This window comes from Myxococcus qinghaiensis (genome assembly GCF_024198215.1).
Taxonomy (GTDB): Bacteria; Myxococcota; Myxococcia; order Myxococcales; family Myxococcaceae; genus Myxococcus; species Myxococcus qinghaiensis.
Window position 1 is genome coordinate 70,698 of sequence record NZ_JAKCFA010000035.1, and the last position, 18,818, is coordinate 89,515.

The 18,818-nt window shown below is 68.6% G+C and carries 17 protein-coding genes; 13 read left to right on the forward strand and 4 right to left on the reverse strand.

The window, feature by feature from the left end; all coding sequences use genetic code 11:
• The first annotated feature begins 53 nt into the window (after positions 1–53).
• From cheB to LZ199_RS42025, 7 genes are all read left to right on the forward strand, one after another.
• Positions 54–1,112 carry a chemotaxis-specific protein-glutamate methyltransferase CheB gene (gene cheB / locus LZ199_RS42000; RefSeq protein WP_163861870.1) on the forward strand — a complete coding sequence of 353 codons (1,059 nt, stop codon included), beginning with the start codon at positions 54–56 and terminating at the stop codon, positions 1,110–1,112.
• 66 nt (positions 1,113–1,178) lie between these two features.
• Entirely contained in the window at positions 1,179–2,642 is a 1,464-nt protein-coding gene (locus tag LZ199_RS42005; protein ID WP_253999450.1) for a CheR family methyltransferase, read from the forward strand.
• A gap of 83 nt (positions 2,643–2,725) precedes the next feature.
• Positions 2,726–3,574, forward strand: coding sequence for a tetratricopeptide repeat protein (locus tag LZ199_RS42010; RefSeq protein WP_253999437.1), 849 nt, complete (start codon positions 2,726–2,728; stop codon positions 3,572–3,574).
• Positions 3,571–3,702 carry a hypothetical protein gene (locus tag LZ199_RS46390; RefSeq protein WP_256569817.1) on the forward strand — a complete coding sequence of 44 codons (132 nt, stop codon included), beginning with the start codon at positions 3,571–3,573 and terminating at the stop codon, positions 3,700–3,702. Before LZ199_RS42010 ends, LZ199_RS46390 begins: the two co-directional genes overlap by 4 nt.
• A gap of 78 nt (positions 3,703–3,780) precedes the next feature.
• Positions 3,781–4,716, forward strand: coding sequence for a metallophosphoesterase family protein (locus LZ199_RS42015; protein WP_253999438.1), 936 nt, complete (start codon positions 3,781–3,783; stop codon positions 4,714–4,716).
• Between the two features lie 109 nt (positions 4,717–4,825).
• Positions 4,826–5,104 (forward strand): 50S ribosomal protein L31, encoded by a 279-nt coding sequence (gene rpmE, locus LZ199_RS42020; protein ID WP_253999439.1) that lies wholly within the window; start codon positions 4,826–4,828, stop codon positions 5,102–5,104.
• Between the two features lie 212 nt (positions 5,105–5,316).
• Positions 5,317–6,198 (forward strand): DNA-methyltransferase, encoded by an 882-nt coding sequence (locus LZ199_RS42025; protein WP_253999451.1) that lies wholly within the window; start codon positions 5,317–5,319, stop codon positions 6,196–6,198.
• Between the two features lie 28 nt (positions 6,199–6,226).
• Here the strand turns inward: LZ199_RS42025 and LZ199_RS42030 are convergent, their stop codons facing one another.
• On the reverse strand, positions 6,227–7,981 hold the full coding sequence (locus LZ199_RS42030; protein ID WP_253999440.1) for a M1 family metallopeptidase: 1,755 nt from the start codon (positions 7,979–7,981) through the stop codon (positions 6,227–6,229).
• Between the two features lie 125 nt (positions 7,982–8,106).
• Between LZ199_RS42030 and LZ199_RS42035 the strand changes: the two genes are divergently transcribed.
• Both LZ199_RS42035 and LZ199_RS42040 read left to right on the forward strand, forming a co-directional pair.
• Positions 8,107–10,497 (forward strand): 3-hydroxyacyl-CoA dehydrogenase/enoyl-CoA hydratase family protein, encoded by a 2,391-nt coding sequence (locus LZ199_RS42035; RefSeq protein ID WP_253999441.1) that lies wholly within the window; start codon positions 8,107–8,109, stop codon positions 10,495–10,497.
• A gap of 77 nt (positions 10,498–10,574) precedes the next feature.
• On the forward strand, positions 10,575–11,747 hold the full coding sequence (locus LZ199_RS42040; protein WP_253999442.1) for a thiolase family protein: 1,173 nt from the start codon (positions 10,575–10,577) through the stop codon (positions 11,745–11,747).
• Between the two features lie 105 nt (positions 11,748–11,852).
• Here LZ199_RS42040 and LZ199_RS42045 read toward each other — a convergent pair whose 3' ends face one another.
• Positions 11,853–13,694, reverse strand: coding sequence for a MutS-related protein (locus LZ199_RS42045; protein ID WP_253999443.1), 1,842 nt, complete (start codon positions 13,692–13,694; stop codon positions 11,853–11,855).
• 611 nt (positions 13,695–14,305) lie between these two features.
• On the opposite strand from LZ199_RS42045, the gene LZ199_RS42050 reads away from it, so the two are divergent.
• The gene (locus LZ199_RS42050; RefSeq protein ID WP_253999444.1) at positions 14,306–14,641 is read left to right on the forward strand and encodes a hypothetical protein; all 336 of its coding nucleotides are present in this window, start codon (positions 14,306–14,308) and stop codon (positions 14,639–14,641) included.
• Positions 14,642–14,788: 147 nt separating this feature from the next.
• A complete protein-coding gene (locus LZ199_RS46395) occupies positions 14,789–14,911 on the forward strand; it encodes a hypothetical protein (protein WP_256569818.1) in 123 nt (40 codons plus the stop codon).
• A 65-nt stretch (positions 14,912–14,976) separates the two neighbouring features.
• On the opposite strand, the gene dgcA is transcribed toward LZ199_RS46395, so the two are convergent.
• Both dgcA and dgcN read right to left on the reverse strand, forming a co-directional pair.
• Positions 14,977–15,963, reverse strand: a complete 987-nt coding sequence (gene dgcA / locus LZ199_RS42055) for an N-acetyl-D-Glu racemase DgcA (protein ID WP_253999445.1) — start codon at positions 15,961–15,963, stop codon at positions 14,977–14,979.
• 7 nt (positions 15,964–15,970) lie between these two features.
• On the reverse strand, positions 15,971–16,987 hold the full coding sequence (gene dgcN, locus LZ199_RS42060) for an N-acetyltransferase DgcN (protein ID WP_253999446.1): 1,017 nt from the start codon (positions 16,985–16,987) through the stop codon (positions 15,971–15,973).
• 208 nt (positions 16,988–17,195) lie between these two features.
• On the opposite strand from dgcN, the gene LZ199_RS42065 reads away from it, so the two are divergent.
• Positions 17,196–18,290 carry a vWA domain-containing protein gene (locus tag LZ199_RS42065; RefSeq protein ID WP_253999447.1) on the forward strand — a complete coding sequence of 365 codons (1,095 nt, stop codon included), beginning with the start codon at positions 17,196–17,198 and terminating at the stop codon, positions 18,288–18,290.
• Between the two features lie 133 nt (positions 18,291–18,423).
• Positions 18,424–18,732: a hypothetical protein gene (locus tag LZ199_RS42070; RefSeq protein ID WP_253999448.1), complete on the forward strand. Its 309-nt coding sequence runs from the start codon at positions 18,424–18,426 to the stop codon at positions 18,730–18,732.
• The last annotated feature ends 86 nt before the right edge of the window (positions 18,733–18,818 follow it).

An 18,818-nucleotide genomic window follows, 5' to 3' on the forward strand; every position in this document is an offset into this window, starting at 1 on the left:
ACGGCGGAGCATTGGCTATACTCGTGGCCTCGCGTACGGGGTATGGACAGGGCATGGGCAAGAAAGTGTCGGTGCTGGTGGTCGATGACTCACTCATCTGCCGACAGCTCATCTGCGAGGCGCTGAGCAAGGACCCCGACATCGAGGTCGTGGGTTCCTGCGCGGACGGCAAGCAGGCCGTGGAGATGACCAAGGAGCTGCGCCCCCACGTCATCACCATGGACGTGGACATGCCCGTCATGGACGGGTTGACGGCCACCGAGCACATCATGGCCGAGTGCCCCACGCCCATCCTGGTGCTGACGGCGGACCCGCGCTCGCAGGCCCCGGAGCTGACGTACCGCGCGCTGGAGCTGGGCGCGCTCGCGCTGCAAATCAAGCCCGCCATCGACGCCGGCCCCGAGGCGTGGAACCTGGTGCGGGAAATCAAGCTGCTCTCCTCGGTGCGCGTCATCCGGCACCTGCGCCGGGCCCAGAAGGGCACCATCACCCCTCCCCGGGTGACGACGTCGGTGCTGCCCGCGGTGTCCATGGGCGTGGTGGTGGTGGCCGCCAGCACGGGCGGGCCGCAGGTGTTGAACCGGATGCTCTCCGAGCTGCCGGCCGACTTCCCGGCGCCCATCGTCATCGTCCAGCACATCAACGCGGCCTTCGCGGAGTCGCTGGCGGGGTGGCTGGGCAACACGAGTCGACTGAAGGTGCGGCTGGCACAGGACGGCGAGCCGTTGATGCCGGGGCACGTGCTCATCGCTCCGCCGGGGATGCACACCGTGATTCCCTTCCGGGGGCGGGTGGCGCTCAAGGCGGGAGTGGAGCGGGATGGGCACATGCCGTCCGGGACGACGCTGCTGGAGAGCGCGGCCAGGACGTATGGCCGCCGGGCGGTGGGGCTGGTGCTGACGGGCATGGGCGGGGACGGCGCGGAGGGGCTGCTGGCCATCCGTCAGGCGGGTGGGTTGACGCTCGCGCAGAACGAGGAGTCCTGCGTGGTGTTCGGCATGCCCGGCACGGCGGTGGAGCGCAAGGCGGTGGACCACCTCATCCACGGAGACGAGGTCGCCGCCACGCTGGCGCGACTGGCCCGGGGTGAGTCGCTCGCAGTGGGGCGCTGACCGCCGGTGCGCGCCCCGGGTGCGCCATGGGCTTCCGTGCGCGCCTTCCTCACGGCGCGCACGGGCATGTCCTTGAGCGGGCCGCAGATTCGCCGCCTGGATGATCGGCTGGCGGAGCGGTGTCGCGGGCTGACGCCGCACCAGTACCTGGCCTTCCTCAAGTCGCCATCGGGCGCTGCGGAGCTGGAAGGGCTCATCTCCGCGGTGGTGGTGAACAAGACGGACCTCTTCCGCGACGAAGTCCAGCTCACCGACTTCCGGGAGCGGGTGCTGTCGCCGCTGGTGGCGCGCGCGGGGGGACGGCCGCTGCGAATCTGGAGCGCGGGCTGCTCCACGGGCGAGGAGGTGGCCACGCTGCTCATCCTCCTGGCCGAGTCAGGTGCGAGTCCTGGCAGCACGGTGCTGGGCACGGACATCTCGGAAGCGGCGCTGCGGCGGGCGTCCGCGCTCTGCTTCACGACGGAGCAACTGCGCCGGGTGCCCGCGGGGCCGCGTGAGCGGTACTTCGTGCCCAGGGGCTCGAAGCTGTCGCTGGTGTCGGCGCTGCGTGAGCGCGCCAGCTTCCAGGTCCACAACCTGATGGACGTGCCCTATCCCCGGCCCATGGGAGCGGGGTGCTTCGACGTCATCTTCTGCCGCAACGTCCTCATCTACTTCACGGTGGAGTCCTTCCACCGGACGGTGGCGACGCTGGCCGACAGCCTCGTGCCCGGGGGGACGCTGGTGCTGTCCGCGTCGGAGCCGCTGCTCCAGGTGCCTCCGACGCTGCGGGTGGCGCGCACGGAGGCGGCGTTCTTCCACGTCCGGGTCGACGTGTCCGAGGGAGCGCAGGGGACGCCGCGTCCAGGCAAGGACGGCACGGCGAGCTCCGTTGCCACGAGTGTGACGTCCAGCGCTTCAGTCAGGTCCGCCGAGGGCGGAGCGAGGTCCACTTCGCGGGAGTCCAGCGCGGGCGTGGGAGCCAGCCGCGAGCCGCCGACCTCCAGCGGAGTCGACCGGAAGTTGGCGGTCGGCGCGAACCGAGAAGCGTCGACCCCCATTGGTGCGGGCCATGCGTCCACGCCAGGAGCCAACAGTGCGTTGCCGCCCCCCAGTGGCGCGGGCCGAGAGCAGTCGAGCCCCCTCGATGCGGGTCGGGCCTCCGCGTCTGGCGCGAGCCGCGAACCGTCGATTCCCACGGACACGGACCGGGGCTCGGCATTGCCCTCACCGTCCTCCGCGGAGGCGGACCTGCTCTTCGCCTGCGTCCTCGACGGCGCCGCCGCGGGAGCCTCCGACGCTGTGGCGGAGCGAGACTTGCGTCGCTGCCTGTCGCTGGACCCGGACCATGCCGCCGCGCGCTACCTGCTCGGGCTGCTCCTGGAGCAGTGCCGCCGCCCCCTCGAGGCCGCCGCCGAATACCGCCGGGCCCTGGTGTCCCTGGAGGAGGGGAGGGCCCGCCCGGTTCCCTTCTTCCTCAACCCCGGACGGCTCCGCGTGGCCTGCGCACACGCCGCCGGACGCCTGTCCCCCCCGAGCAGCAGACGCTGACGCAGCAGGCGGGCGGGCTTGGCGCCAGGGGCCCTGCGAGAAGTCCGGACGGCCCGCCGATTTGGCCGTAAGATGCCCGCCCCATGCGAAGGCTCGTCCTGTTCGCGCTGCTGGTGGCGCTCCCTGGTTGCTTCTATCCCGCTGACCGCGGCCGCGCCCTCGAGGCGAAGGTCGACCGGCTCGGTGCCGACTCCGCGCAGATGCAGACGGAGCTGAAGGAGGCGCGCGACCAGTTCGCCGCCACCCTGCCGAAAATCGACGAGAAGGTCGCCGAGGTCACCAAGGCCCTGGATGGCCTGGACACCGCCGCGCGCCGCAAGGACGCGGACATCGGCGTCCAGCTCCAGAAGACGATGGAGGACCTGTCCCAGCTGCGCGGCCAGGTGGAGACCTACCTCCACAAAATCACCGAGCTGGAGACGGCGCTCGGCGCCCAGGACCAGAAGCTCCTCGCGATGCAGGGGACTGCCGCCGTGAAGGAGGCCGAGGCCAAGAAGAAGGCCGAGGAGCTCCAGCGTCCCACCAACCCCAAGGACTTCCTCGCGCTCGCCCAGGAGCGGGCCAAGGCCGGCGAGGTGCTCGTGGCCCGTCAGCTCTTCACCGAGCTGATGAAGAAGTGGGCCAAGGACCCGCTGGTGGGCGAGGCCCACTACGGCCTGGGTGAGACGTACTTCTCCGAGTCCAAGTGCCGCGAGGCCCTCTTCGAGTATGGCAAGGTGGTGCAGGACCACCCGAAGACGCCCTCCGCGCCGGACGCCTTCCTGCGCTCCTCCGAGTGCTTCGCCCAGCTCAAGATGAAGGACGAGTCGCGCATGGCGCTCGAGGAGCTGGTGAAGAGCTACCCCAAGGCCGCCGCCGCCAAGACGGCCAAGGAGCGCATCGCCGAGCTGGACAAGGCGAAGGCCCCCGCCAAGAAGGGTGGCAAGAAGTGAGCTTCCGTCCCCTGCGGCTCGCCGCGCTGGCGCTGCTCCTCCTTCCCTTCGTCGCGGGCGCGGCGCCCAAGCAGCTGGTGCTGCTCTTCACCGGAGACAACGGGGGCGAAATCGCCCCCTGTGGTTGACGACACAACCCGTCTGGCGGTCTGGCCAGAAGAAAAGTCACGATAGAGCAGGAGCGCGCCAAGGGCGTACCGGTCCTCGTGTTGGACGCGGGCAACGCGCTCTTCAGGAGCCGGGACAGCGGCGGCGCTCCGGATGCACGGCCGCGCGCGGAGCTGTTGCTCGCGCAGATGGACGCGCAGGGCACCACCGCCATGGCCGTGGGCGCACGAGACCTCAACCTCGGCGTGGACTTCCTGCGCAAGCAGACGCGCAAGTCGAAGCTGAAGCTGTTGTCGGCGAACCTCGTGGACGCGAAGGGCAAGCTGTTGTTCCCCGCCTCCACGGTGGTGGACGTCGGCGGGCTCAAGGTCGGCGTGGTGGGCGCCTCCCCGGCGACGACCCAGCCCGAGCCCATGGAGCCGTTGGCCCAGGGCAAGGCGGCCGGGGTGATGCGGCAGGGCCTGCCGGTGGCCCCCGCCGTGGCCGCCGAGGCGAAGCGGCTGCGCCAACAGGAGCGCGTGGACCTGGTGGTGCTGCTCGCCGCCGTGCCCTACGACGAGGTGCTCAAGCTGAGCAACGAGGTGGAGGGCGTGGACTTCGTGCTGCCGTCCCACGAAGGCCGGGGCTCCGGCATCCCCCAGCGCATGGCGATGACCACCATCGTCCCGCCGGGAGACCGGGGTCGCCAGCTGGCGAAGCTGGAGCTGTCCATCAACGGCCCCGGCCGGTTCGTGGACAACTCCGAGGTGGCGCGCACCCGCGATGGCCTGCGAATCGTGGAGACCAACCTGGCCAAGGCCAAGGAGCGGCTCGCGAAGTCCACGGACGAGGCGCAGAAGCGCTCGCTCGAGGCAGCGGTCGCCAGCCTGGAAGCCCGGCGGACGTCGCTGGAGAAGACGGTGGCGGGGGGCGCAACGCCCGCGGCCCGGACGCATCTATTGTCGTACATCCAGCTTGGGAGCGACGTGCCGGCGGATCCGGCCGTTCAAAAAGCGGTGGAACGCATCGAGCCTCCTGGCTCGGCATCCCACTGACCCGGGCGGATCTTGTGCCCCGGCCGGCGCGCCGTTATAAGCGCCGGCCATTACAGTGCCGGACCTCCCAGCCGTTGGCGGTTGGGGGCAAGGCACCTTGGAGAGCGTCATGAAGCCCGACCTGCACCCTGTCTATCCGCCGTCCCGCATCACCTGTGCCTGCGGCAACATCGTCGAGACCCACTCCACCCGCGGCTCGTTCTCGGTGGAAATCTGCGCGAACTGCCACCCCTTCTTCACGGGCAAGTACAAGCTCATCGACACGGCCGGTCGCATCGACCGCTTCAAGAAGAAGTACGCCGCGAACCCCACGAAGGGCGCCGACGCTGCCCCTGTCGAGGGCAACATCGCGGTCCCCGTCGCCAAGGCCAAGAAGGCCAAGGCCTGAGTCGGGTCGTCGCGCTTCGCAGCCACTGAAGCAGCACCACGAGCAGGGTGTCGGAGGGCCTCACGCAAGAGGCGCTCCCGCCCTGCTCGCGGTGTTTCTACGGCTTGAGCACCTCGTCAAGTTTCAGGGTGCTACAGGTCAGAAAATTGCTGTAGCAGCCTGTTGAGGCACATTCCGCCGCGTCCCACGACGAAGAGTCCGACGGAGGCGTGATGTTCGCGGAAGCTGCTGCCCCAAACCTGAAGGTTGTCCGGCGCTCCCTCAACGAGAGCGTGCACGCGAAGGGCGACGCCTGGACGCTCCTGCGGGGGGACAGCCTGGAGCTCCTGCAGCAGTTCGAGCCCCAGACGTTCGACATGATTTTCGCGGACCCGCCGTACTTCCTCTCCAACGGCGGCACCACCTGCAAGGGTGGCAAGCGCGTGTCGGTGGCGAAGGGCGGCTGGGATGTGTCGCGAGGGGTGGAAGAGGACCACGCCTTCACCACCGCGTGGCTCGCCGCCTGCCAGCGGCTGCTCAAGCCCACCGGCACCCTCTGGGTGAGCGGCACGCAGCACGTCATCTTCAACGCCGGCTTCGCCATGCAGAAGCTCGGCTACAAGCTGCTCAACACCGTCACCTGGTTCAAGCCCAACGCCAGCCCCAACCTGGCGTGCCGCTACTTCACCCACTCGACGGAGCTGCTCATCTGGGCCTCCCCGAAGTCGGGCGGCAAGCTCCAGCACGTCTTCAACTATTCCAAGATGAAGGCGGACAACGGCGGCAAGCAGATGCGTGACGCCTGGGCGCTTCCTCCCTCCGGCGACGCGGAAGTGACGGCCGACGGCGAGGGCCGCCTGTGGACGCTCACCGTCCCGCGCGGCGGCGAGGAGAAGGCCTTCGGCAGCCACCCCACGCAGAAGCCCGTGGCCCTGCTGGAGCGCATCATCGAGGCGAGCACCCCCGAGGACGCGCTGATTCTGGACCCCTTCAACGGCAGCGGCACCACGGGCGTGGCGGCCCTCAAGCTGGGCCGCCGCTACGTGGGCATCGACATGGACGAGAAGTACCTGGACCTCGCCGAGAAGCGCCTGGTGGCGCAGTCGGCGAAGTAGTCCCTCTCCCCCAAGTCCTCGCGCCGCTTCAGGCGCGGGACAGGATGAGCTCCACGCCCTGGCGGGCGATGGGGTGGTAGCGCTCCGCGTACTTCTTGAAGAGCGTGCGCGCCAGGCCCTTGAGCTCCCTCGACGAGCAGAGCACGCCGTACAGGGGCTTGAGGTACTTCATGCGGCCCACCTCGCCCAGGAAGGCCTCGGTGCGGCCCACGGCCGGCTCCCAGCCCGCGCGCAGCGACGCCACCAGCCACGCCACCAGCACCTCCGAGTTGCGGCTCTTCGTCAGCTCGAAGCGCTCGTCGAGCTGACGGAACACGTCCCTCGGCGTGTCCGAGGGCAGCCACTCCAAAAAGAGCTGCCACTCCGCGGGCGTCCAGTCCTTCACCGCGTCCTTCGCCGGCACGGTGCCGCGCAAGCGAAGCAGCTCCTCCAGGCGGCTGGAGCGCGGGGCGGGCGCGCCCGCGGGGATGCCGGGCCGCTGCAGATAGGCCTCCGCGTCGACCTTCGCCAGCACCCCGGGCAGCTCCCGCTCGGTGAAGGCGATGAACTCCTCGGTGGTGAGGGCGCGGAAGCGGTAGGTGGCCAGGTAGCGACGCAGGAAGCCGTCGAAGGCCTCGCGCCCCACGGCGTCCTCCATGGCCCGGAGGAACAGGTAGCCCTTCTCGTACGGAATCTGGGAGAAGGCCTCGTCCGGGTCCACGCCCGTCAGGTGCGTGCGCAGGGCCGTCAGGTGCGGGTGCTCGCGGAAGTGGTGCATCGCCTCCTCCAGCGCCCGGCGCCCCAGCGCGGCGTTGAGCGCGGCGACCTCCGGCCCGGCCAGCGCCTCCAGGATGCGGCGCTCGGCGAAGACGGTGAAGCCCTCGTTGAGCCAGAAGTGCTCCGCGGAGGCATTCGTCACCAGGTTGCCCGTCCACGAGTGCGCCAGCTCATGCGCCACCACGTTGACCAGGCTCTTGTCCCCGGCAATCAGCGTGGGCGTGAGGAACGTCAGCCTCGGGTTCTCCATGCCGCCGTAGGGGAACGACGGAGGCATGGTGAGCAGGTCGAACCGCTCCCAGTCGTACGGGCCGAAGAGCGACTCGGCGGCGCGCAGCATGTCGTCCACGCCGGAGAACTCCTCGGCCGCGTCCTCCAGCAGCTCCGGCTCCGCCCACACGCGCGAGCGAGGGCCCAGCTCCTTGGGCGCCAGGCTGCCCACCGCGAAGGCCAGCAGATACGGAGGCACCGGCTGTGGCATCTCGTAGTGCTCCTCCGCCTCCACGCCGTGCTCCTCGCGGCGCAGGAAGCTGGCGGCCATGACGGCCTTGAGCGCCTTGGGCACTCGCAGCGACGCGCGATAGCGGATGCGGATGCGCGGCGTGTCCTGCAGCGGCACCACGCTGCGCGCGTGGATGGCCTGGCATTGGCTGTACAGGAACGGGTGCTGCCCGCCCGCCGTCTGCGAGGGCGTCAGCCACTGCAGCGCGCTCGCCGTGGGCGAGGTGCGGTAGTGCACCGTGAGCTGTCGCACCCCCGAGGGCAGCTCCACCCTCAACCGGCTCCCCAGAATCGGCTCCGGTGGGGCGAGCATGTAGGGCAAGGGGCGACCATTGCCGTCTACGACTCTGAGAATTTCCAGCTCCCGGGTGTCCAAATCCAGGGGCCCTGCGGAGGCCTCCTTCAGCGTCAGCGTTGCCTCCGCGTGCAGGCGGCGGGTCCGGAAGTCGACGCGAGCCTTCCAGTCCAGGGTTTCCGTCTCAGGCTGCGTGCTGTCGTTGTACGAGTGCGGGTCGGGGCGAGCCATGGAGGTCCGGTTTGTAGTCCTTGGGACGACGCATGGCGAGTGCTCCCACCTTCCGAACAGATTGACTTTCGGGTCAATCGCCTACATTTGTGCAGTCCCTTCTTCCCTCAAGGGAGCCTCTTCCAATGACGACGCGGATCCGCAAGGTAGCTGTGCTGGGCGCCGGAGTGATGGGCAGCGGCATCGCCGCCCATCTGGCCAACTCGGGCGTGCGCGCGCTCCTCCTGGACATCGTTCCGCCGAAGGCCGCACCGGGCGAAGACACTTCGACCAAGGCCTTCCGCAACAAGTTCGCCCTCGGGGCGCTGGCCAACATGCGCAAGCAGAAGCCCAGCCCCATCATGTCCGAGCAGGTGTTCACCGCCATCGAAGTGGGCAACTTCGATGACGACATGGCCCGTATCGCCGACTGTGACTGGGTCATCGAAGTCGTGAAGGAGGACCTGTCCGTCAAGCAGGCCCTCTTCGAGAAGGTGGAGAAGCACGCCCGCAAGGACGCCATCATCTCCTCCAACACCTCCGGCATGTCGATTGTCGGGATGACGCAGGGCCGGGGCGCGGCGTTCAAGAAGAACTTCCTCGTCACGCACTTCTTCAACCCCGTCCGCTACATGAAGCTGCTGGAGCTGGTCGCCGGCGAGGAGACGGACCCGGCGGTGATGAAGACCATCCACCGCTTTGGCGAAGAGGTGCTCGGCAAGGGCATCGTCTACGGCAAGGACACCACCAACTTCATCGCGAACCGCATCGGCGTGTACGGGATGATGCGGACCATCGCCGCCATGGGCCCCGCGGAGCTGTCCATCGAAGAGGTGGACAAGATTTTCGGACCGGCCATGGGCCGTCCCAAGTCCGCCGTGTTCCGCACCGCGGACATCGTCGGTCTGGACACCTTCGTCCACGTGTCGAAGAACTGTTACGACACGCTGACGCAGGACGAGGAGCGTGAGGTCTTCGCCATCCCCGGCTTCCTCCAGAAGATGGTGGAGAAGGGCATGCTCGGCGACAAGAGCGGCGGCGGCTTCTACAAGAAGGACAAGAGCAGCGGCGGGAAGGAGATCCTCGCGCTGGACTTGAAGACGCTGGAGTACCGGCCGCAGGCCAAGGTGCGCTTCGAGTCGCTGGGCGCCGCCCGCGAGGTCGAGAACGTCAAGGAGCGCGTCGCCGTCGTCATGAACGGCACGGACAAGGCCGCGAAGTTCGCCGAGCAGGTGACGCTGGACGTGCTGGCATACACCAGCCGCCGCATCCCCGAAATCGCCGACGACGTGGTCAACGTGGACCGCGGCGTGCGCTGGGGCTTCGGCTGGGACCTGGGCCCCTTCGAGGTCTGGGACGCGTACGGCGTGAAGAAGGGCCTGGCGCGGATGAAGGAGTTGGGCCTGAAGCCGGCCAAGTGGGTGGAGGACATGGTGGCCACGGGCCGCGAGTCCTTCTACGGCGTGGAGGGCGGCAAGGACACGTACTGGGACATCCCCACGAAGTCCGTGAAGGTGGTGCCGGAGAACGCCCGCACGCAGCGCGTGGAGTACCTCAAGCGCGGCAACAAGAAGGTGGCCGGCAACGACTCCGCCACCCTGTGGGACTTGGGCGACGGCGCCACGCTGCTGGAGTTCCACACGAAGATGAACTCCATCGATGACCAGATCATCGAGATGATGAACACGGCGCTGGACGAGACGGAGAAGAACTTCAAGGGCCTGGTCATCGGCAACGACGGTTCGAACTTCTCCGCGGGCGCCAACATCGTCGCGCTGGTGTGGGCGGCGAAGAGCGGCCAGTACGAGGACATCCGCAAGCTCGTCACCGGCTTCCAGGCGGTGAACCAGCGCATGCGCTACAGCCCGGTGCCGGTGGTGACGGCGCCCTTCAACCTCACCCTGGGCGGCGGCTCCGAGGTGACGATGGGCGGCAACGCGGTGCAGGCGAGCGCGGAGCTGTACATGGGCCTCGTCGAGGTCGGCGTGGGCCTCATCCCCGGCGGCGGCGGCAACATGCAGCTGCTCCGCAACGTCTACGGCGCGTACTCCACGGACAAGGACTTCGATCCGCTGCCCTTCCTCAAGAAGGTGTTCCTGGCCATCGGCACGGCGAAGGTCGCCACCAGCGCCGAGGAGGCCCGGGAGCTGGGCTTCCTGTCCCTGACGGACGGCATCAGCGCCAACCGGGACTTCCTCTTGTCGGACGCGAAGGCTCGGGTGCTGGGCATGGCGGACGCGGGCTTCCGCGCGCCTCGTCCCACGCGCTTCCGACTGGGCGGCCCCAGCGGCTACGCCACCATCGACATGATGCTGTACGACATGGAGATGAACGGGCAGGTCAGCGCGCACGACCGCAAGATTGGTCAGAAGCTCGCTCGCGTGCTCACCGGCGGAGACACCAGCACCTCGGCGCTCGTCACCGAGGAGAAGCTGCTGGAGCTGGAGGCCGAGGCCTTCCTGAGCCTGTGCGGCGAGGAGAAGACCCAGGACCGCCTGACGCACATGATCGAGAAGGGCAAGCCGCTGCGGAATTGACGGCCGGCCGGTATCCATTGGCTACGACATAAATTTCGCTGCATGCCCGGGTACTCCCCGGGCAAGGAGACATCAAGATGCCTGGTCGAGTCGTGATTGCCAGCGCGGTCCGCACGCCGTTCACCCGCGCGCACAAGGGAGAGTTCAAGGACACCCGGCCGGATACGTTGGCCGCCATCGCCATCAAGGAGGCCGTTGCCCAGGTCCCCGGCCTCAAGCCGTCGGACGTGGAGGACGTCGTCCTGGGCTGCGCCATGCCGGAGGCCGAGCAGGGGATGAACGTGGCCCGTCAGGCCACGCTCCTGGCGGGGCTGCCGGTGGAAGTACCGGCGATGACCATCAACCGCTTCTGTTCCTCCGGGACGCAGGCGATTGCGCAGATTGCCGCGGCCATCCAGGCGGGGCACATCCAGGTCGGCATCGGCGGTGGTACCGAGTCGATGACGATGGTGCCCATGGGCGGCAACAAGGTCAGCGCCAACCCGGACATCATGGCGAACCACCCGGAGATCTACTCGTCCATGGGTGTGACGGCGGAGAACATCGCCTCCCGTCACAACGTGTCGCGTGAGGACTCCGACAAGTTCGCCGCGGAGAGCCAGCGCCGCGCGGCCACCGCGCGGGAGACGGGCAAGTTCAGCGAGGAGATCGTCCCCGTCACCACCACCGTCTACGACGAGGAGGGCAAGCCGCAGACGGTGACGGTGTCCGTGGACACCATCCTGCGTCCGGAGACGACGGCCGAGGGCCTGGGCAAGCTGCGCCCGGCGTTCAACGCCAAGGGCGTGGTGACGGCCGGCAACGCGTCGCCGCTGACGGATGGCGCGGCGGCGGCGGTGGTGATGAGCGAGGAGAAGGCGAAGGAGCTGGGCGTCAAGCCGCTGGGCTACTTCGTGGACTTCGCCGTCGCCGGTGTGCCTCCGGAAGTCATGGGCATCGGCCCCGTGCCGGCGGTGCGCAAGCTGCTGGCGAAGAACAAGCTCGAGGTGAAGGACATCGACGTCTTCGAGCTGAACGAGGCCTTCGCTCCGCAGGCGCTGTACTGCATCCGCGAGCTGGGCATCCCCATGGACAAGGTGAACCCGAACGGCGGAGCCATCGCCCTGGGCCACCCGCTGGGCGTGTCCGGTGCGCGTCTGGTCGCGACGATTCTGCGCGAGCTGAAGCGCCGCAACGGCCGCTACGGCGTCGTCACCATGTGCATCGGTGGTGGCATGGGCGCCGCGGCGCTCATCGAGCTGGCGAAGTAGTCGCCCGCTTCACTGACTGAAAGTTCGCGGGCCCCGGGGATGTCTTCCCGGGGCCCGTGTCGTTGCGGGGCTTCGGCGGCCGGTGACGCCCCTCCAGGCCCGACGTCAGGAGACGGGGGCCTCGGGGTCATCCACGGGGACACCGGCGAGGCGGAGGACTCGCAGCGCGTTGGTGGTGTCCACCACGCCCTCGCGCAGCGTGTAGTCGAACACCATCTTCCCTTCCTCCAGGTGGTCCCTGAAGTGGACGTTGCGGACGTCGGCGTCACGCGTCTCCTCCGCCAGCGACGTCAGCGACAAGTCGTGCGTCGTCACCGCGCCGGAGGCCCCGGTGGAGAGCAGCAGCCGGAGCACCTCGCGGGAGGCGAGCTGTCGCTCTCGCGTGTTGGTGCCCAGGAGGATTTCGTCGAGCAGGAACAGCGCCTGCCCGTTCGCCGCGCGCGCCGCGTCCAGCACGGCCTTGATGCGCTGCACCTCCGCGTAGAAGTACGACACCCCGCGCTCCAGTGAGTCCTTCACGCGCATGCTGGTGAGCACGTGGAGCGGCGACAGTCGGAACGAAGCGGCGCACACCGGCGCTCCGGCGAGTGCCAGCACCGCGTTGGTGCCCAGGGCCCGCATCAGCGTCGTCTTGCCGCTCATGTTGGAGCCGGTGATGAGCAGGGCGTGACGGGGACCGGGCAGGGACACGTCATTGGGTACGGGCGCGTCCAGCAGCGGATGGCCCATGACCTTCGCCTCGACGAGCGGCCCCTTGGCTTCCAGTGTGGGCCACGCGAAGGCGGGCCGGTCATGCGCGAGGCCCGCCACGCAGGACAGCGCCTCCATCTCGGCGAGTGCCTCGAACCAGTGCCGCACCCGCGTGCCGTGCTTCGCGCGCCAGCTCTCCAGGGCGAACAGCGCGTGGATGTCCCAGAGCGTGAGCCAGTGCACGATGGGGTGGAACTGGTGCCGCTTGAATTCGATGAGCGAGAACAGTCGGCTGAAGCGCTGGAAGTGCTTGGAGACGGGCGGCTCGCCCTGCTGCTGGAGGCCGGACTGGAGCTGGCGCAGGAGGGGATGCTCGAAGCGCTGACCTTCGACGCGCTCGAAGATGGGAGCGTAGCGGACGAAGCCCTGCTCGCCCTTCTCCACGCCTTCGTCCATCTTCCGCAGGGTACGGCGGGTGGCCACGGCCACGGCGAGCTGCGCGGCGAGCCCCGCCCACACGGAGGACCCGGGCAGCACGCCGACTTCGCCCAGGATGAAGAGCGCCAGCGTCACCGGCGGCAGGATGATGGCGAGCGGGCGGGACCAGCGGATGGAGTCCAGCGAGGGCCCGGCCTCGGACCACTGGATGAAGAGGCTCGGGTCGGCCTTCTCCTTCGCCACCGTGCGGGCCTCCACGCAGAGGTCCTGTCGGAAGTCCACGAGTGGCGCCAGCTCCTGGGCCGCGCCCTGACGCGCTTGCACCACGTCAACGGGGGCAGGAGCCGACAGCCAGGAGGCAAGTCGTTCCTCGCCCGCGCGCGTGGCCGTCTCGTTCAGGAGCTGGAAGAGGCTGCCCTGCCCGAAGACATCCAGGTCCGGCGTGTAGAGGTGGGCGGGAGAGGCGAAGCGCTCACCGCGCTCGGTGAACTCGTGCCAGCCGTGGCCCAGGCGCGCGAGGCCCCGCTCGTTGAGCGTGACGTACAGCCGCTGGCGCGCCTCGCGGCGGAAGATTTGATGGTGGAGGACCGCGAGGAGGCCGTAGACGACGACGGCGGCCACCGTGCCCCACCACCAGGTCTTGGGCAGGCGCCCGGTGACGATGAGGCCCGAGATGATGGCCGCGACGAGGAAGGCCAGGGTGCGCAGGTTCGCGTAGCGAGCGCTGACGCGGTCCAGGGCGGCCAGCTCCGCCTCCGCGGCGGCACGGCGCTCGGTGTACGTGTGGTGGGGGCTCGGGCTCGGGGCGTTCGGGGACACTGTGGCCGCGCATGCTGTGCTTCCGGCCCGCGCGGGGCAAGGGCCGGCTTTCCCCAGATGGTGTCGGGACGACGGAGGTGTGCCTGGCCTCGCTCGTCGTCCAAGGGGAAGGGGCTCCAAGTCGCTCTCCCCTGGGCGCCTCATGGGCCCGGTCGGGTGTAACGGTCCGAGGCCCTCCTGGTGCTTTCTCTTGGGGGGCCGGCGCACGAGGAGCCCAGCGCCTCGCAAGCAAGGTGCCCGGGCGACGCGTGGAGTCACAAGGCCTGCAGGGCGGGCTCAACCAACACCCGTGACTCAGCCGGGGACTCAGGTCCACGCCGAAAGCCAGACAAATTGTGTCCGCACGACCTCACGGCAGGCGATGCTGGCGTCGAGCCGCCCTGGCTGTGCCGATCGTCAAGGAATGGGAGTGAAGGATTGAGGGGAGAGGCCATGGCGGGTGGTCGATTCCAGGTGCAGGGGTGATTGGGTGGGGCGGTCCCCGAAATGCTTGTCTGGTGATGGGAATGTGTTGAGGGGTTTTGGTTTTGGGTTTAGGGTTCTTCCTGGCGATACCGCGTTTCACTCGTGTGGTCATTCCCCGTTGGCTGGTATTGCCGGAGCGCATACGCATGAAGCGGACGATTCTGTTTTCGCTGCTGGTGACCCTGGGCTTTTCGGGTGAGGCCGCTGCCACGACGACGGGGCTGAGGAAGATCTTGAACCTCGGGTGCTCGACGAATGACAGCACCTGCTGGGTGGAGGTGGAGGGGGCCGCGGCCGGACCCACGGGGTGCTCGAGCACCTCGCTTCGATGGTCCACGGCCTCGGCCAACGGCAAGAGCATCCTGTCCCTGTTGACGGGGGCGTTCCTGGCGGGGAAGCAGGTCCGGTTCGAGGTGACCGACGGCAACTGCTTCGATGCTCAGCCGATGTACCCCACGTTCGGCTATATCAACTTCATCTGACTCGGGGCCTTCAATACGTATTCTGGAGTATCCAGACGTCACGGGTGATGTGGTTTTCGGCGTCAGGCCGGCCCCGGCATTGGAGACCTGCAATGCCGCGGCATTCTTTCCGAGCCGCTCTTTGGAGAGCATGACGTCGTATCGGTCATGCACGATGTCCAATGCCGACCTGTTGGCGTGGTGGATGGCTACGCCCAGACGGAGAATGACTATCGGGGCGCCATCTCAAGCTACGGGCTCGCGCCAGCGTTGATTGTCTCGGCGCTGTAATCTCGAGGATTCGCGCTTCAAGAGGCCCTGGCCACGAGACGGATGTTCCCGTGGCCAGGGAGGCTTCAGCCCCACAGCTCCCGGGGTGGCCAGAACAGGGTGTTGCCCTCGAAGCGGATGCCCGGCTCGCGGTCCTTTGCCAGCAGCAGCGGCCCGTCCAGGTCCACCACCTCGGCGCCCTGGGCCACCAGGACGGCGGGCGCCATGGACAGGGAGGTCGCCACCATGCACCCCACCATGAGCTGGAGCCCGTGCCCGCGTGCCTCGCTCGCCATGGCCAGGGCCTCGGTGAGCCCTCCTGTCTTGTCGAGCTTGATGTTCACGGCGTCGTACTTGCCCACGAGCGTGGCAAGCCCCTGCCGGTCATGTGCGGACTCGTCGGCGCAGACGGCCACGGGACGTCGCAGTCCTCGCAGGCCCTCGTCGTCGGACGCGGGCAGCGGCTGCTCCACCATCACCACGCCCAGCTCGGCGCAGGCGGCGAGCAACGTCGGAAGCTCCTGGGGCGTCCAGCCCTCGTTGGCGTCCACGATGAGTCGACTCGCGGGCGCACCGAGGCGGATGGCGCGCAGTCGCTCGATGTCGCCTTCGCCTCCGCGTCCCAGCTTCACCTTCAACAGCGGCCGGTGCGCGGACTTCTCGGCGGCCCGTCCCATGGCCTCGGCGGTGTCCAGGCTGAGCGTGTACGCGGTGACGAGCGGCTGGGGCTCCGACATGCCGACGAGCTCCCAGATGGGCTTGCCGCGCTTCTTCGCCTCCAGGTCCCACAGCGCGCAGTCCAGCGCGTTGCGCGCGGCCCGGGGCTCCAGCACCTCCGGGACACCGTCGCGGCCCACGCCTCCCTCGATGCTCGGTCGGGCGATCTCCAGCGCGCGCAGCACGCCGTCCACCGTCTCTCCATAGCGCCCATAGGGGACGCACTCGCCGCGCCCGACGGCGCCGTCCTCCTCCAGCGTGACGACCACCACCTCCGCCGTCGTCTTCGAGCCCCGGGAGATGGTGAAGCTGCCCGCGATGGGCCAGCTCTCGTGTCGGATGGTGAGCTTGCGCATGCTCGGGTCAGCCCTTCGCGGGGTAGCGGCGCACCAGCTCGTCGACCAGCGGGTCGACTCCGGTGCGGATGGGGTCCACGCAGGGCAGGCCGTACTCGCGTCCGGTCCGCTCCAGCAGCGCCAGGGCGTCCGACTCCGACAGGTGCTCGGTGTTGATGGCGAGCCCGGTGCACTGGATGGCCGGGTTGGTGAGCTGCCCCTCCAGCACCGTGCGGTCGATGACGGCCTGGATGGAGGGCAGGGCGTGCTGGACGCCGCGCATCTTCGTCCGCGTGGGCTCATGGCAGACGATGAAGGCGTCGGGCTGCGCGCCATGCAGCAGGCCCAGCGTCACGCCCGCGAACGAGGGATGGAACAGCGAGCCCTGACCTTCCACCAGGTCCCAGTGGTCCGCGTCATTGGCGGGTGACAGCCACTCCGCCGCGCCCGCGACGAAGTCGGACACCACCGCGTCAATGGCCACGCCCCGGCCGGAGATGAAGATGCCCGTCTGGCCCGTGGCGCGGAAGTCCGCCTTGAGGCCCCGCTCGCGCATCGCCTTCTCCAACGCGAGCGCCGTGTACTTCTTTCCCACCGAGCAATCCGTGCCCACCGTCAGGAGCCGCAAGCCCTGCCGCTTCGTGCCCTTGCCCGTGGCGAAGTCCATGTCGGGGATGCGCACGTCGTGCAGCTTCCGGCCATTGCGCGCCGCGGCCTCGGCGATGGCGGGGAAGGAGGCCAGCCGCTTGTGCAGCCCCGTGGCCACGTCCATCCCCGCGTCCAGGGCCTCCACCAGCTTGCTCACCCAGTGCTCCGGGAGCACGCCGCCCGCGTTGGCCACGCCGACGATGAGCGTCCGGGCGCCCTTCGCCTTCGCCTGGGCGATGTCCAGGTCCGTCAGGCCACAGTCCGCCTGACAGCCGGGGAGCCGGAGCTGACCCACGCACCACTCGGGGCGCCAGTCGACGATGCCGTGGGCCGTCTTCGCCGCGAGCTGGTCGGGTACATCCCCCAGGAACAACAGGTAGGGCTTCTGGATCTCCACCAACGTCCTCCCCGCGCCCCGGTCTGGGGCTGTGGCGAGGCTCTTCAGCACGCCCCCGACAGGCCCGCAAGGCCATCAATGCCCTCCCGCCAGGAGGGCCTCTCCCCACCCCCGGAACCACCCCCCGCGTAGGCTCCCCTGGAGGCCCGGAAATGTCAGACCCACCGCGTATTCTTCATCCCATCGCAGCACACGAGGGGAGCGAAAAATGGCCGCGTCAGTCATTGATAATCGCGTGGAGATTGTCTTCAGCTTCGACACCACCGGCAGCATGTACCCGTGCCTCGCGCAGGTGCGAAAGAAGCTGCATGGCACCGTGTCCCGGCTGATGAAGGAGATTCCCGGCATCCGCATCGGCGTCATCGCGCACGGCGACTACTGCGACGCGGGCTCGACGTACGTCACCAAGATTCTGGACCTCACGGACGACGCGAACGCCGTGGTGCGGTTCGTGGACAAGGTGGGGCAGACGGGCGGCGGTGATGCGCCGGAGTGCTACGAGCTGGTGCTGCGCGAAGCGCAATCCCTGTCATGGACGGTGGGCTACCAGCGGGCCTTCGTGCTGATTGGCGATGACGTGCCGCATGGGCCGTCGGACAACCCGAAGCGCCTGGATTGGCGCAAGGAAGTGGACGCGCTGGGTAGGATGGGCGTCCCGGTGTACGGGGTGCAGGCCCTGGCGCGGCGCCACGCGACGCCGTTCTACAAGGAGCTGGCGGAGAAGTCGGGCGGCTTCCACCTGAGCCTGGACCAGTTTGCGCACGTCACCGACATGTTGCTGGCCGTCTGTTACAAGCAGTCGTCCGACGCGCGGCTCCAGGCCTACGAGACGGAGGTGGCCAAGGAAGGGCGCATGAGCCGCGGGCTGAACGCCATGTTCAGCACCATGCTCCAGCGCAAGACGGCGTCGCCCTTCGGAGAGACGGACCTGCGGGCCGTGGCGCCCGGTCGGTTCCAGTCGTTGGAGGTGGACGACGACATGCCCATCAAGGCCTTCGTCCAGGAGAACGGGCTGGGCTTCAAGACGGGGCGGGGCTTCTACGAGTTCACCAAGACGGAGACCATCCAGGGCCACAAGGAAGTGGTGCTGATGGACCGCAAGACGGGCGACTTCTACAGCGGCGAGCGGGCGCGGGAGATGCTCGGGTTGCCGCCGGGGGAGACGGTGCGCATCCGCCCCGCCAGCCTGGAGAAGTACGTCGTGTTCGTGCAGAGCACCTCGGCGAATCGCAAGCTCGTGAAGGGCTCCAAGTTCCTCTACGAGGTGGAGGACTGGGACGGCGCGAAGGCCCTCGCGGCCTGAGGGGCCTCTTCGTGCCCGCGTGAGGGATGACTGTCGGGCACGTGATGTTTTCCATGAGTGGATGTTTCGTCCACCGTGACGGCCTTGCCCCAAGGGTTGAAGCGGGGGCAGCCCATCGTTACCTGGGACGGCGGTGAGGTCCTGGGTCCCATGGCTGCTGGTGCTCTGCGCCGGCTGCGACGTCTTCGAGCTGCACCCCTATGAAGTCAGAGGCGGTGTGCGCGATGCGAATGCGCGGGCCGTCGAACGTCTCGAGCGCGACGTCAGTGGCGGCACGTTCCGCTTCGCGGTGCTGGGGGATATCGGCGTCTACCAGGACGACTCCGTCGAAGCGGTGAGGCACATCGCGCGGCGGGGCGTCGACTTCGTCGTGCAGATGGGGGACCTGACGGAGTTCAGCTGTAACTCCTCGCCGGAGCCCGTCGTGACAAGCGGGGTATGAGGTGAGGAGGTTGTCGCTCCATGGGTGGGACGAGGAGCGACGGTATGGATTTGGAGCAGATGAGGGAGACGTTGCGCGCGCAGGCG

Bases quoted from the DNA above. Each gene is read 5' to 3' on its own strand.
- cheB (WP_163861870.1), top strand. From the start codon at position 54: ATGGGCAAGAAAGTGTCGGTGCTGGTGGTCGATGACTCACTCATCTGC.
- LZ199_RS42005 (WP_253999450.1), top strand. From the start codon at position 1,179: ATGTCCTTGAGCGGGCCGCAGATTCGCCGCCTGGATGATCGGCTGGCG.
- LZ199_RS42010 (WP_253999437.1), top strand. From the start codon at position 2,726: ATGCGAAGGCTCGTCCTGTTCGCGCTGCTGGTGGCGCTCCCTGGTTGC.
- rpmE (WP_253999439.1), top strand. From the start codon at position 4,826: ATGAAGCCCGACCTGCACCCTGTCTATCCGCCGTCCCGCATCACCTGT.
- LZ199_RS42025 (WP_253999451.1), top strand. From the start codon at position 5,317: ATGTTCGCGGAAGCTGCTGCCCCAAACCTGAAGGTTGTCCGGCGCTCC.
- LZ199_RS42030 (WP_253999440.1), bottom strand. From the start codon at position 7,981: ATGGCTCGCCCCGACCCGCACTCGTACAACGACAGCACGCAGCCTGAG.
- LZ199_RS42035 (WP_253999441.1), top strand. From the start codon at position 8,107: ATGACGACGCGGATCCGCAAGGTAGCTGTGCTGGGCGCCGGAGTGATG.
- LZ199_RS42040 (WP_253999442.1), top strand. From the start codon at position 10,575: ATGCCTGGTCGAGTCGTGATTGCCAGCGCGGTCCGCACGCCGTTCACC.
- LZ199_RS42050 (WP_253999444.1), top strand. From the start codon at position 14,306: ATGAAGCGGACGATTCTGTTTTCGCTGCTGGTGACCCTGGGCTTTTCG.
- LZ199_RS46395 (WP_256569818.1), top strand. From the start codon at position 14,789: ATGCACGATGTCCAATGCCGACCTGTTGGCGTGGTGGATGGCTACGCC.
- dgcA (WP_253999445.1), bottom strand. From the start codon at position 15,963: ATGCGCAAGCTCACCATCCGACACGAGAGCTGGCCCATCGCGGGCAGC.
- LZ199_RS42065 (WP_253999447.1), top strand. From the start codon at position 17,196: ATGGCCGCGTCAGTCATTGATAATCGCGTGGAGATTGTCTTCAGCTTC.